This window comes from Rhodococcus sp. T7 (assembly GCF_009872365.1).
Taxonomy (GTDB): domain Bacteria; phylum Actinomycetota; class Actinomycetes; order Mycobacteriales; family Mycobacteriaceae; genus Rhodococcus_F.
The window spans coordinates 1-14,083 of record NZ_WXYH01000059.1 but is presented as its reverse complement, the minus strand read 5'-3'; the positions used below and the strand labels follow the sequence as shown (position 1 = coordinate 14,083).

Annotated in this window: 10 protein-coding genes; 6 read left to right on the top strand and 4 right to left on the bottom strand. The window is 60.8% G+C overall.

Going from position 1 to position 14,083, the window contains the following annotated elements; all coding sequences use genetic code 11:
• Positions 1-500: 500 nt before the first annotated feature.
• Positions 501-1,313: a cutinase family protein gene (locus MLGJGCBP_RS54220; RefSeq protein ID WP_442972084.1), complete on the bottom strand. Its 813-nt coding sequence runs from the start codon at positions 1,311-1,313 to the stop codon at positions 501-503.
• Between the two features lie 738 nt (positions 1,314-2,051).
• Positions 2,052-2,453, bottom strand: a complete 402-nt coding sequence (locus tag MLGJGCBP_RS08560; protein ID WP_160094855.1) for a hypothetical protein — start codon at positions 2,451-2,453, stop codon at positions 2,052-2,054.
• A 304-nt stretch (positions 2,454-2,757) separates the two neighbouring features.
• On the opposite strand from MLGJGCBP_RS08560, the gene MLGJGCBP_RS08555 reads away from it, so the two are divergent.
• Positions 2,758-3,366, top strand: coding sequence for a hypothetical protein (locus MLGJGCBP_RS08555; RefSeq protein ID WP_160094853.1), 609 nt, complete (start codon positions 2,758-2,760; stop codon positions 3,364-3,366).
• Between the two features lie 183 nt (positions 3,367-3,549).
• On the opposite strand, the gene MLGJGCBP_RS08550 is transcribed toward MLGJGCBP_RS08555, so the two are convergent.
• Together MLGJGCBP_RS08550 and MLGJGCBP_RS08545 are read right to left on the bottom strand one after the other, a co-directional pair.
• Positions 3,550-4,047 carry a hypothetical protein gene (locus tag MLGJGCBP_RS08550; RefSeq protein ID WP_160094851.1) on the bottom strand — a complete coding sequence of 166 codons (498 nt, stop codon included), beginning with the start codon at positions 4,045-4,047 and terminating at the stop codon, positions 3,550-3,552.
• Between the two features lie 479 nt (positions 4,048-4,526).
• Complete coding sequence (locus MLGJGCBP_RS08545; protein ID WP_160094849.1) at positions 4,527-5,609, bottom strand: methyltransferase; 1,083 nt, start codon at positions 5,607-5,609, stop codon at positions 4,527-4,529.
• Between the two features lie 1,524 nt (positions 5,610-7,133).
• Here MLGJGCBP_RS08545 and MLGJGCBP_RS08540 point away from each other — a divergent pair.
• The 5 genes from MLGJGCBP_RS08540 to MLGJGCBP_RS50390 all read left to right on the top strand — a co-directional run.
• Complete coding sequence (locus tag MLGJGCBP_RS08540) at positions 7,134-7,922, top strand: hypothetical protein (protein WP_160094847.1); 789 nt, start codon at positions 7,134-7,136, stop codon at positions 7,920-7,922.
• Entirely contained in the window at positions 7,915-8,181 is a 267-nt protein-coding gene (locus MLGJGCBP_RS08535) for a hypothetical protein (RefSeq protein ID WP_160094845.1), read from the top strand. The genes MLGJGCBP_RS08540 and MLGJGCBP_RS08535 overlap by 8 nt, the downstream gene beginning before the upstream one ends.
• Before the next feature lie 741 nt (positions 8,182-8,922).
• The gene (locus MLGJGCBP_RS08530) at positions 8,923-9,309 is read left to right on the top strand and encodes a hypothetical protein (protein WP_160094843.1); all 387 of its coding nucleotides are present in this window, start codon (positions 8,923-8,925) and stop codon (positions 9,307-9,309) included.
• Between the two features lie 598 nt (positions 9,310-9,907).
• Positions 9,908-12,466: an ATP-binding protein gene (locus tag MLGJGCBP_RS08525; protein ID WP_160094841.1), complete on the top strand. Its 2,559-nt coding sequence runs from the start codon at positions 9,908-9,910 to the stop codon at positions 12,464-12,466.
• Positions 12,459-14,083: hypothetical protein (locus tag MLGJGCBP_RS50390; RefSeq protein WP_442972083.1), on the top strand; the 1,625-nt coding region annotated here is incomplete at its 3' end. The genes MLGJGCBP_RS08525 and MLGJGCBP_RS50390, both read left to right, overlap by 8 nt.

Here is a 14,083-nt window from a genome sequence, read left to right as displayed (position 1 = left end):
GACACCCTCGGTCCGCAACCGATCAACATTCGATATCGGCGAAGACCCATCGGCCAGGCGCAGATCGAGCACAGCGACGAGATCGAGATCGTCCTGACCGGAGAGCATTGCAGCGAGACCGAGAACCATCGACTCATGATCCTCGACCACCCCGATACGCAACGCTGGACCAGAGTGAGTGCGGTGCTCGCCGGCACCGACTGGTGTCGGCCCTGTAACGGACGAGTCAGACTGCCACGCAGGCGTCGGCATCCATCCCCCTCTTCCAGCAGTGCGTCCGAACTCCGAACTTTGTGACTGCGACACTATCCTCCCCTTGCCGCTTTGTTCTATCGCCCAGTTGGCGGACACAGTCGACAACTGAGCGTTCGCCCGACAGTGGCATTCGAGTGCCACCGTACGCAGTGGTCGTCGCTGGCACGACCCGGTGCGCAACACAGCAGTTCGTACACTGTTTGCTGTTTGCTTCGGAGTGGGACACACGTCCAGCGAGAAAAGAATTAACCGCCTTGAACTGCCCGAAGAACCTGCTGTGCCGCCGCTTGAGGCGCGCCGAACTGATTGGAAGCATAAGCAGAGGTGTGGGTGCCAACGCCAGCAAGTTGAACGATAGAGAGGGGAAGAAATGTTGCGGGATTGGCTGCGCACACGATATCGCCAAGCTGGCAAACGCTAAAAACCTTGTTTCTGACGTTGCCAGCGAATGCAAGACGACCCCCGGAGAAGGCGGGGAAGTTTCCGCTCACTCCACCCGAGTAGCCCATATACCAAGGGTGCATGTGGATTCCTTGCTCAAATGGAATCTTGTCGGGGTCCGCGATAAGGACCGACGCACCTATCCTGTCGAGGAGTCTGTGATTGCGCTCGGTGCTTAACCGATTGAGCACTCGATGCATTACCATAGCCCCCTGCGAGTAACCGACAAGGATTATCCGTGGTCCCCCGCAGGCGGAACCCTTCGAGTCCATCTCTGAGGCGGTCCGGCTAAGCACTGAAATCGTGGTTTGGATGCCTTGTTCCACACCGGCCCAGTACCTACCTGCACCTGTGCCTGCGAGGACGGACACCGACTCCGCCGGGTAGTCGACCGCTGTCGCGGACACCTGCAGAGGGTCCCCAGCCAAGAGAGATCTGGCGATTGCACGGACCGCGGAGTCGACCTCGCGCCCTAGGCCGCCGAAATCATTAGCACTTTGTCCGGATCCGCGAGCACCAATAATCGCGATCTCGCCGTTTCGTGCGCAGAGGATCGGATCTCCCTGCGCATTTGCAATGCCCGCAGGAAAAGCCAACAGAGTCAAGGCCGACACCATGACCAGGCTAGCCAACGAAACGACACGACGGCGGATGGCTGCTTGTGGGCAACCGAAGAAACCACTGCAACCCATGAGGGCCTCCTGATCTGTTCGCATTCGCGGATGTGTCTAGCCCCGTGCCCGTGGGAACATACTTAATTCGCGCAGCCTCGCTCTCCGCGCTGGTCGGGAAGCTCGCGTACCAAATAGGGTCAGGACTTGGCCGTGATGCGCTTGCTGTACAGCGACTAGCTCAGGGCCGTACGAGCATCCCTCGGCACAAGATACCGTGACGAACCAACCGGAACCATTGACACCATCACCGAGCTCTCGGCGCTCCTGACCGTAACTACGGTCAGGAGCATCGAGACGTGAGGAAGCGGTCACCCAATGCGTCCTGACATTAGCCCTGACTGCGCCACTACACCGGTCCGAGCGAACGACGCCGACACTTCGAACGCGACATGGGATGAACCTACGCCGCATTGAATCATGATGTGTCAACTGCCTATACGTAGTTCACGTTCAAGGTATTGAGGAAGCGCCGCAACTCAGGCAGGTTCGACGCCTTTCGGTCCAAGTCCTTGTAGATCGCGTTGTCACTGTTAAGTGACCTCTTGTCACTCTTCTCCTTCAAGTACTGCATATTTTTCCTGTAAGAATCAAGATTGCCCATTGCAAGTGCTCTCCTTCTGTCGCAAGGCTCAAGTGTGTCCTGCGACTCTCTTTTAGTGTCTGCGTATGAGGCGACGCCGTTCACATCGGCCACTTCTTTGTTCTGCCGCCGATGCGTCGAACGGTGTCGCTGAGAGCGGCGTTCATTGACATAACGTTGCCAAACCACCTCTCGTCATTGCTCGTCAGTGGACCAAAAGTGCCTTGGATCGGATCGTTTCCCTGGAGGGTGAGCTGCATCCTCCACATCATCCTGACTCGATTCCCGGCTGCGATCACGAATCCGTTGTGAGTCAGAGACTCCAGATAGACCGTCTCGGCTAAGGGGGGATGTGGCTGCGGTTCCATCTCAAGTAGAACTCCGAAGGGTTTGTCGCCCTCGTAGTCGCTGGCGCCCTTAAGGACCTGCAGGAACTCTGCACTCGTACAGGGGGCGGTGAACGTTCTTTCGCGAAATGTTTTGGAAGGTCCGAACAAACCCATTCTGTTCACCTCTTAGCGTGTGGATTCGGGAGGGACTTCACGGGCCCGACTTGTTGGTCGACCTGCATTGTGGAAGTCCAGAAGGCCACGATAGCCAAAATGGACCCGCATCAGAGTCGTTCGAACGGATGAAAGTCTTGTTTGACGGGTCACTGCCAGACCCAATGTGCCTTAAGTCGACATCCCGTGAGAGCGCGTTGCATGTCGGTCACATGAATGACACTGGCGCGGTTGCAACGACAATCGCCCGCACGGACCTTGGCCCAATAGGTCATAAGTCGGATTCGTCTGATTTGATACGCCAATGAAACGCGCCCTGACCGTATGCCTTGCCGCCGGCCTCATGACTGCCGCATGCGGATCCACAGATGCCGCCGAACAGCCCCCTCAGACCGCGCAGGCCCCGATCGAATCACCTAAGGCGACCACCTCCAAAACTCCCGCGACCACACCTGCCCAGAGCCCCATCCTCAAGAAGAGGATCGGCGAGCCCGCCGGCCAGGGTTGCGACCCAAACGGCGGGGTGGATGATACCTGCGACGTCATCTTCACCATCACCGATATCGCACGCGGTGAGCAATGTGCCGGCCACTCAAGCGGCACAGTGAACCTTCCAGCGAACAGCGAAGTTGTCCGGTTCGACATCGATGTGACCACGGCGCCCACCTTCAAGTATCCCGATGCCGACACTATGATGCTGACTCAGTTCTGGAGCGTCGTCGGGCCGGACGGATACCTGTCGCGCGACCTCGACGTCGCGATCGGTTGCGATACCGAGGCCGACGCCGTCTACAAGTCACTTGAGCCGAATACCAAGCTTCGGTCGAGCATCCCGATCGTCGTACCGATTGGGGCGAAAATTCTCCGCCTATCCGACAACGGACGCGGCTGGGAGTGGGAAATCCCGACCTAATTGACCCCTCGCCAGGTGCACAAAGTCCATTACTTGAACGCTGGCGACCGATGTAGGCGTCGACCTCGTTGCCCTACTGTCTCCGATGCCGCGACCCGGGCGTCGTTGCCGGACTCGGTGCAGCAGCCGGGGGGAACCCGGGTCTCGACTTCACCCGGGCTTCCTCCTGCCCGCGGAAGGGCCTCAGCCGCCAGCGCCCTCACGCTGGACCAGGATCTTCGACTGGCTACCTCCAGACGTGGGGTGATAGGTCGTGTACTCGAAGACGACGACCGCCTCGTCACTTGAGCGGTACCCAACCTCGCAGGAGAATTTCTCGGTTACCGGGGGCAGCGGGTCCGGCTTGCCATCGTCATCCCACACGGTCGAGGAGATCTTCTTCTCCCATTGAGCCGTCCCGGTACCTTGGACCGTCCATGTCTCGGTTACACCGGCGGCGCCGTCTGACCTTGCGGTCACATCGGCGAAAGTCATGTCCAGGAAAGTAGCTTCCCAAGCATCCAAGTAGTCAGCGGTTCCGGCGACACCTGGGCCGGACGGCCCGATGGGTTTCTCCTGGAGCATTGTATCGGTGCAAGCCCTTGCGACCTTCTCGTCTACGCTCTCCTCCTCGCCTCCGCATCCGGTGAGGACAATGCCAGCTGCAAAACTGGAGAGAATTCCTACGGACATCTTATTCATTGCTGCGCCCTGTCGCGTGACCGTGGTCTGGTGCCCGGCTGTCTGCGGGATTCTATCGCGGAGAAGTGGGCCGCAGTCTCGCTGCAAGGGTCTGTCATTCACATGATCTACACCTTCATAACTATTGCATTCGGAGCAGCGAGGCACCATCGGTCGCATCGACAACGAGCCAAGCCCGACCGCGATTCTCTTGGAACATGCCAATGAAGCCGACTTGCCACCCAAAAGGGGCGCCACCCCGTTGTGATCGGTTATGACCGCACCTCCACCGGGCGGGGACAGCGGATATGGCAACCAACACCAGGTCAGGTTCGTACGCGGCAACGGAAGTGTTGTTGGGCGGACTAATCTCTGACGGGAAGCGCAACGCCGCATCGGAGCGGGCGGCGTGTGGGGCTAGCTACGAGGATCGCGAAGTTGTACTGGCTACCACTCGAGGACGGTGCCACGCATAGGTTTCCTGGGTCGACGGTGGCGGTCTACTTGCGGGCTTCGACGAGGGAATGCGCGTACGCGGGTAACACGGTGCCGGTCGGTGTCAGCCCTGCTGTGGTCAGTAGTGCGTTGAGTTGTTCGACGGTGCGCTGGCGGCCGCCGTCTGTTTGGGTCAGCATCTGCAAATCCACGAATGGCGCCAAGAAGTTCGCGGTGTTCGGGTGCTGAACGATTTCGACGAGGACCAGTCGGCTTCCGGATGGCATCGTAGCTGCGACGTGTTCGAGGATGGTGGCGCAGCGAGCATCGTCCCAGTCGTGCAGCACATCTTTGAGCAAGTAGATGTCGGCAACGACGTCGAGGGATTCGAAGAGGTTTCCGACCGTGCGGGTGACGCGGCTGGTGAGATTTCGACTGGCGAGGAAGGTTTCCGCTTCCGCGACGGGCCCGGGTGCGTCGACGAGGATGCCCCGCAGGTAGGGGTGGGCGTCGAGGACCGTGGCCAAGAGGGTTCCGATACCGCCCCCGACGTCGCACACCGTTCCGCTGTGCGGCCAGGGGTAGGTCTTGGCGATCACCTGCGCGTTCATCACCGCGATCGCACGCATGGAGCCGGCGAACAGTTGCTCCTCGTCGGGATGCTGGCTGAACCACTCCCACACCGAGACGCCATGTACCCGGGGAAAGGCCGGCTCGCCGGTCCGCACGCTGGTCACCAGATCCGTCCAGGCGTCTGCGGTCGAGCGCAGTCCCATGTAGACGGCCCAGTCGTGCATGGACGCAGGGTGATCGCGGTGCAAGGTCTTGCCGACCCGGGTCATGCGGACTTTCCCGGTGCGGCGGTTCATGGTGCACAGCCCGAATGCCGCGGCGGTGCGCAGCAATCGGTGCGTCGTGTCCGGGTCGGTGCCGGCGCGCCTGGCGATTTCCGCGGTCGACATCGTGCGGTCGCCGACGATTCCGGCAATGTCGAGTTCGGCGACGGCCGCGACGACATGCGTGATCGCCAACCCTGCGGTGAGCTCGAGCAGGGTGGACCCGGGGGGCATCGGGGCGTCGGCGAGCTGGCGCAGTCGACGCTGCTGGGCCCGCATCATCACGACGACTGGACGAGGTGGGACCGCCATGCATCGATGGTAGACAGCCGAGGGGATGATCGACCCGAGTTTGCCGAAGGGCTGGGACCGTCACCTTCGGTTAACCGAGCACGACTTCGCGATGGCCAACAGCAATGTGTCGTTCAGTGTCCGTATCAACATCACTCTGAAGAAATCCGCCGAGTTGCGGCAGCATCGAGGATCACACCGTGCACCAGGTGAATGAAGGGACCGCGCCGTGTCGCTTAGACGGCGGGTCGTAGCTTAACGCGATCCGAAACCGGTCTTCGACCGGCTGAGGGGACAGGGCATATACGTCGCCTTGTTGGTGATGGAGAAACCCGGCTCACGGCACCCAGAACATTCCAGTCCCCGCTATGATTTCCTGCCCGGTAGTCATCGATGCGGTCACCGGTCCCGCACCCGTGAATGCACTTGCGGACTCGTTGTACGGGACAGTCAGTACTCCAGCGGCTCCCGTCGCTAGGTTTCTCCAGTGCATCCAGTAGGTGCCTTCGCTATTGGGTGAGATGACTGGGAAGGTGACGGTGCCGGGTCTCTCGCCTGCTATGGCCGTCGGGGTACTAGCGCATAGGTTGAGGATCGGGCCACACCCCGTAAAGAGGCCGGTGCTCCAGACGAGCGGAATCTGAAAACTATGCACCGTTGGCTCGGCTACGGCCTGAGGGGTCGTGCCAAACAGAGGTGCGAGTGTGAGACTTGCGGCTACGAGAGTGACACCGAGAGCTCGGTGGATGGTGAACATCGGAGTGCCCCCAATTTTTTTGTGGCCTCATGGTATGAGGAAGATTCCGTGAGCGGTGATGTACTCGAGTTCGTGACCGGTGGTTACCGTGGCAGTCACCAAACCATGCTCCGTGGTTACGACAATCGCTCTACCCGTGCGATTACCGACGTGCCGGAAGTGCCCGTGGAGAGGTTGTTCCAGCGGACCGTGTACGCGCCGAGGACCGCACGGGTCGAGGTACTGAGATCGTCTCGACGCCGGGCGACTCTCCCGCAATCGCGACTGGATAGTCGAAACAGGCCGGAAAGCAAAAGCCCATAGATGTTCATTCCCCGCACCCGCGGAATCTGAAACGAGGTAGTTGTCGGTGCTGCTGACGCCGTGGTTGGACTCATCGCAAGCGCGGCTATAGCGAGCCCTTTGGCGATGGCCGGCTTGAGCATGGTGCGAGTCCTTTCGTTTCTCAGCACCTGCCCCGACGCAAGGTATTGGCTTCAACGTATTGATTTGAACGGTAACTGCTATTTGTACGCTGTGTACCGGCTTTAGAGTGGACTGGTTCATCCCAGCACTCGCGTAGACTCCGTCCGCAGTGCCTGCAGGCGGAGCATGCGGTTGGAGGTGCAGTGTCACCTGGTTTCGCCTGTTGTGGCCTCTGCACAGTCTCGGGGCGTGCTGCTGAAACTGACAGCTGTCTCGAACGACGATGCCCACCGGAGACTTGGCAGCCGTAGCCGCGCCTTTGACCTAGCCGTGTTGTCCACATAATCGAGGCGGACGGCGACACCGAGGCCGTGGAGGCTTTGGTGCAGTGCCATCGCCACTCGTTCGACTACCAGGCCCGCACGTTGCTGGCGGACCGACAGGAGAAAGCGACCCGCGCCGAACGCACCGCCCCGTACGCCGAAGTCGGATTCATCGTGCTCGACGGAGAACCCGGCTACCAAGATGACTCGAAGATCCACTGGCGGTACATCGCCACCGCCGAGAACGCCGAGGCGGACCCGCGCGCACACATCACCGAGGAGCAGGTGCGGCAACGGCCGGACCTGTGGGGGGTGTGGGTGACCACCGACACGATGTACGTCGACGTCGAATCCGGAAAACCGGTCGAAGAGGGCGACATCGACTGGGACACCTTCGACGACCCGGACGTTGAACCCGAGGAAGGACTACGGCACGCGAACTCGGTCGAGGAACGTGACGTGTATGTGCCGCAGTTCTACTTCCTCGACGTGCTGCGTGCCGAGGAGGCCGGCCTGGTCCCGGTCAACGGTGGCCGCTACCAGTTCAACCGGGCGATCCAACTCGCCGGATTCAACCCGGCCAACCCGTTGCCGGAGAACGAGGAAGCCCGCGAGGCCGCCCTCCTGGCGGCGGAGGAGACCAAGCGGGTGCAGCGTCGCCGGGTACGGGAGCTGAACAAGTTGGGCGGAGTCCGCTACCGACGTCAGGCGCGAGTTCATCCGGGAAATGTTGTCGGCGACCAAGCCCCCGAAGAACGCGGCCACGTGGACGGCAATGATGATCGCGCTCGCACCGCACCAGTTGTCGGAGTACCACTCATCCGATCTTTTGCCGGAGTTGATGGGTGAGAAGGCCTGGGCGGCGTACGACGCGAAGAAGAAGATCGCGGCGGCAGCGACGGCGGCCAGTGAGTCCCGCGCTTGGATGCTCACGTTCGCGGTCACCGTCGCGGCGATGGAGTCGCGGATGGCGAAGGACGTTTGGCGGTCACGGCCGCAGTACGTCAGCGAGTACCTCGCGATGCTCACCGAGAACGGGCACACCCTCTCGAATGTGGAGAAGGTGATCAGCGGCGAGCTGCGGCCCGAGGACATCGACATCACTTAGCTGGACTGCGTCCCCGGAAGTACGGAGTTTCGGGGGCGCGACCGGAGAGCATGGAGGGTGTTCGGGCATCGAGCCCGAACACCCTCTGCGCACAGCGGCCTGTGCGCACGACGTGCTGTGCGGCGCGCCGAGAAATGATCAGAGCGTGAGCGGAAGGCCAGGGGCTTCGGCGCGGCGAAATCCGCAACTCGATGCGGTCGGACCGAGGAACCCATATCAGACTCGAGTAGGTGAACACCTATCCCGCTCTCCCGTATCAGTAGGACACTTATATCAACGCGCGTGAAGTGGCTCAGACCGGAGGAACGGGGGTCCACCAGTGAGATCGTCGACTTTGGTGCCAGACGAGGTGCCCAATCTGTCCCGGACGGTGCAGAGATGACACGCCCGCCTCGGCGTCCATGGGATCCTGATCGAGATTCTAATTCTGAACGACCGCCGTGGTCGGGCCAGCCGAACAAGTTCCTCGGCCTGCCTCCCAATCACGACCTGTCCGAAGAATGGTCTGGACGCTCGCAACCGTCGAGCGCGCCCCCACATCGAATAGAACAGAATCCTGACCCGACCACTTCGCGTGTGTCACCCGACCGCAAACACCATCCGCAAGAGTCACCGACCAGAATGCCGCGACGAGACCACGACGAACCGGCGCATGACCCCACCCAGTCAGCAGCTAAATCAGACGGGCGAGGCGGAGGTGATCGGGTTATTGAAGGTCAGGTCCGGGGAATCGACCGCCAATTGAGCGAGAAGGAAGCTGATGTCCTTCATTTCCGAGTAGAGCGTTACGACCAAAACGGCAATAGACTGAGGCCGGTCCCGGTCGAGCTACGCTCCTGGACGGGATTCCAGGGCTCCCTGAACGAGGGTGATCAGGTCCGCGTATTCGGGCGCTGGAAGGACGGGCAACTCTGCTGTAATCGTGTCAATAATCTGACCACGGGGGCATCACTGGGCAAGCGAGCCCTTCACCCGCTTATGGTGGTCGCACTCATTCTGTTCGCCTTATTCTTCGTCGCGGTTGCATCGTTTGTGGTGATCGGTTTCGTCCAAGCTAGCAACCCCGAAGTCCAGTTCCCCTGGTGCGAAGAGGGACAAAGTGACCCCTTCAAGCCGCTGGGTTGTTGACTCGGCACGCGTATGACAGACGACACTGAATTCATCAGCCCCAGAGTCGCCAGGGGGCGACGTGTTGACTGACTCGGCCACGACCGCGCGCATCGACTATTTACAGCGCTGCGGCGCTATACCGGTAGGTGCTGCGACTCCGTACACGGTTGGCGATCCGGCCTCGCGGCGGTTACTGCACGTGCGCGGCATCGGTCGCCTCGACAAAAACTCTCAGCCGACGAGGTCGCAAACGTCGACAAACGAACGATGGCGGCCCACGACCACCGAGTTGATCACCGGGCTGTACGGGTACCGGATCCCGCTTGCATTCACAATCCAAGGGTCCCCGGATGGGATCCGGATACTTCTTGGCTCCTGGTCGACACGACAGGCCACGCAACCCGTACACGATCAGCGAATTGGAATCATCGAGTCAGTACTCCGGGGTTTATATCCAGCCGTTGACACCGCGACGACGCCGACCACATCGAGACGATGGTCCCGCGGCGGCATCGCTGTGGGAGTCCCTGGGCCCACCGGAATTGATATCGCTGACGGCGCAGCACCAATCGACCGCGTCATTCGCTCGATGACCGGAGCAAAATGGGAGCTATTGGTGTTGGCCTACCCCGCGTCGGAAGGTGCTATCGCTCAGCAGCGTGATTCGCTCCTCAACGAGACGCGGATAGTAATGGCCGCGGCGGAAGCCGAACGAGCACCCAGCCCGCTGACCCAGCAGTACGTCGATCTACTCAAGATCGCTCTCAAGTCCACCGGCGATGCGATGGCGACCGGCGCCTGGCGCACGGCGATCTACCTGCTCGGCGATAACTTCAGCTATCCACGTCTGGCGAGCGCATGGCGCAGCGTGATGTGTGGAGCCGATTCGCTTCCCGAGCCCGTCCGCACCGCTGAACTGGAGAGAGCCGACGAGCTTGCCCAAACGTGGGCGTTACCAGACGCCGAAGGAGCGTCACCGCCTGGCCAGTACCAGAGACCGTTCGAGTACCAATCCCTGTTATCCACGGTTCAACTCGCTTCCTGCGTTCACCTGCCGGAACAGGAAACACCCGGATTCCCGGTCCATTCCGTTGCTCGATTTGACGTCGTCCCGCCTGTCCCTGCCGACGAGTTACGCGTTCCCTTAACCATCGGCCAGGTTGTGCACAACCGAAGGCCGACGAACGGAACCTACATTGTCCCGTCCCGCACGCTCAACCGTCATACCTTCGTCACTGGCGTCACCGGATCCGGCAAGACCAACACCGTCTTCCACCTGCTTCGTCAGCTTGCTGGGTACGGAATTCCGTTTCTGGTGATCGAGCCGGCGAAAACCGAGTACCGCACCTTGCTCGATGATCCATCTCTTGGTCGGCACCTGCAAATCTTCACCCTCGGCGACGAAAACACATCGCCATTCCGCTTCAACCCCTTCGAGTTCCCCGCCGGAATACCTGTCGCGGTGCATCTCGATCTGCTCCGATCAGTCTTCAACGTCAGCTTCGGCATGTGGACACCACTGCCGCAGGTCCTCGAAAACTGTCTCTACCGCATCTATGAGGACCGTGGATGGGACATCACATCCAACCGCAACCGTCGCCTAGACGAGGGAGCCGATCGTACTCGAGCTTTTCCTACACTGACCGATCTCGTTATCAAGATCGACGAGGTTGTCGGCCAGCTCGGCTACGAGAGAGAAGTAACCGACAACTTTCGCGCGGCGCTGAGAACACGGCTCGACAGCCTACGAACCGGTGGTAAGGGACGAATGCTCGACGTGCAGGCATCCATTCCAATCGATCTTCTAATGCGACGACCCACAGTGTTAGAGCTCGATGGCCTGGGCGACGACGACGACAAGGCGTTCGTTATGGGCATGGTGATGATCCGACTCGTCGAGCACCTCAGAGAATCGGGACCGTACGACGGCCTGCGCCACCTTCTCGTAATCGAGGAAGCACACCGACTGTTGGCAGCCACAGGAAGCCCCACACAAAGTGAGAGCTTCCAAGCCGACGTGCGCGGCAAGGCCGTCGACACGTTCGCCCACCTCATTTCCGAGATCCGAGCCTACGGCCAGGGCGTCATCGTTGTGGATCAAGTCCCGTCCAAGCTAGCTCCCGACGTGGTCAAGAACACCAATATCAAAGTGGCTCACCGAATTGTGGCCGGAGATGATCGAGCCGCATTGGCTTCAGCCATGGTGATGAATGAACATCAAGAGCGAGCACTGGCCACATTGAGCCCTGGCTGTGCCGCGGTGTTCGCCGACGGTGATGACGCACCCCTGCTCGTGCAGGTCCCGCCGGCAAAACAACCCGCAGGAACGGTCTCCCCTGAGCGTGTCATTCGACACATGCAACAGTCCGACCACCTCGCCGCACTACGCGTCCTATTCCGATCATCGGTCGAATGCGACGACAGTTGCGCCGCCTTCCCCGGCGCCTGCGCCGCAGCGCGGCGGATGGTCGAAGACAGTGCCGTGCAAACTACATTCGCACGCATAGTCCTGTCCGCCATGTTCGATCCCGCCGCAGTGGACAGGATGTTCTCCGAGCTGACCAGTCTTGTCGACCCCCTACGGCCACCGTGGATCCAACCTGCACCCCTACTACGATCCCTGGCGTCCCACGCCTCCCGCCGGTTCATGGCGCGCCGGGGCGCACAAGCCGGCTGGTCGTATAGGACCACCGACGAACTCGCCGTGGCGCTGCACGGCATGCTCATCGCCGACCCGGACAATGCCGCCCAGGCGCGTGCAGAGTTTCAGAAACGGGCGCGCGAAGCCCTCGGCGGTATCCAAGGCCCATTCCCCGGATGTCGCCAGATCTGGGCCGACACCGAACACCCTTGTGTATGCCGATTCGCGGTAGCTGACCTCGTCGCCCGCGGGGACTTCGATGCGGCGTGGCGCCAGGCCAGCGAGACGGACGCCACTACTGGCGGTGTCGGGCGCTCCGCTAGTTGGGACGTGTGCAAAGACGCCGCAAACCATCTGATCGAGCTGCCATCCAACGGCTGGTCGCCCGAGCAGCAGACCGCCGCGCTCGATGTCGCCCGAAGGGTAGCCGTTTGCTTCGGTCAACAAATCCTTGCCGAGAATCCCCACATGCACCCACGCACCAAGCGTGAGCTGGTGCAGCAGCTCCTGAGGCAGGCAGGTTTCGATGGCTGAAAAATCTTGGGCTGAAAAAGAGCGGGATAAGGAGCGAGAGAAGGAGCGGGAGAAGGACCTGCAAGCCGCCACTCCCCAACCGCAACCAGGTAGAGGTTCCGACGGATATCAATACGGGCAGGAAAAATCTGGGCAGAGCGAATGGCAGGAGTCCTCTGCCATGTCCGAGGCTCGCGCCGCCGATAGTGCGGTCCGTAGCCAAGGTGAAGAAGGATGGTCGACGAGTTCGCAGGTCGGAACCACAAGCGCTCAGGCCTCCGGCCAGGGGGAGACTGTGAATGGCGATAACGCAAACCAAGCGGGACGAGACATCGACCATTTGAGCGAACCCAATGCATGGCTAGATGACGTCGCCGACCAAATGCAGAAGATCGGGCAGGTTGCCCCAGACAACAAGATCGACCTGTCAGGGGAATCCAACGCATGGCTTGATGCTGTCGCAAACCGAATGCAGGAGGTCGGGCAGACAGCACCGGACAGGGGGATCGATTTTTCCGGCACCACAAATGCATGGTTTCACGCTATCGAAGCCACCAGCGCGAATCAGCAACCTGGGGCGGACCGGGGATCCGAGGCAGACCAGCGAAGCAAGGCCGGAGAAAAGCACGACAATGCGGGCAACACATCCGCCTCCTTCAACCTGAGCTTTTCTTTTCACGAGGCGGATAAGGCGATGAGGGATAAAGAAGCTGCAGACAAAGCCGCAGCGGAGAAGGCCGCCGTAGATAAAGCTCCAGTGGGGTCTTATTTCCACGAGGCGGATAAGGCGATGAGGGATAAAGAAGCCGCAGACAAAGCCGCTGCGGAGAAGGCCGCTGCAGACAAGGCCGCTGTGGAGAAGGCCGCCGTAGATAAAGCTCCAGTGGGGTCTTATTTCCACGAGGCGGATAAGGCGATGAGGGATAAAGAAGCTGCAGACAAAGCCGCAGCGGAGAAGGTTGCCGCAAACAAGGAAGTGAAGCAGGGCGAGCTGAAGTCAAATTCCGAGAAAATGCGTGAAACCCTTAATGCGGAAAATGTGGCGAAAGCCCTAGCCTCCGCGCAGATACGCAGCACCGTGGATACGATCAAGGGCGCGCTCGACACTGCGTCTGCGGTGCTGGGTCCCCTAGGTTTAGCGGTTGTGGGTGCGCAGAAGATTTCAGAAGGCGTTATAGCTGGCAAATCCAGCAGCCAGATAACCCACGAGATCCTCAACGACATTAACAAACACGGCGAAAGCCTGACTGGTGCAGTACCCGGCGGATCAGCGATATCGGCCGCCGGCGAATTCAGCAAACAGGTAACCCAGGGAGCAAGTCTGAAAGAGGCGGCCACAAGCGGTATCGGAAAAGCCGCCGAACATCTACCGCTTGCCGGCCCAGCCAGCCATGCGAGCCAGGCCATTGCGGCAGAGAAATCGGGAGACCATATCAGCGCAATAGACCACGGGGCGGCCGCGACGCACGGCGCAACGAAGGAGATCGGTGCCGCAGTTGCTGCGTTTGTCGGCGGCGCGCCCGAGGCTCCGAAGGCGGAGGCGGTGCCCGAGGCTCCGAAGGCGGAGGCGGTGCCCGAGGCTCCGAAGGCGGAGGCGGTGCCCGAGGCTCCGATCGCGGAGGCGGTGCCCGAGGCTCC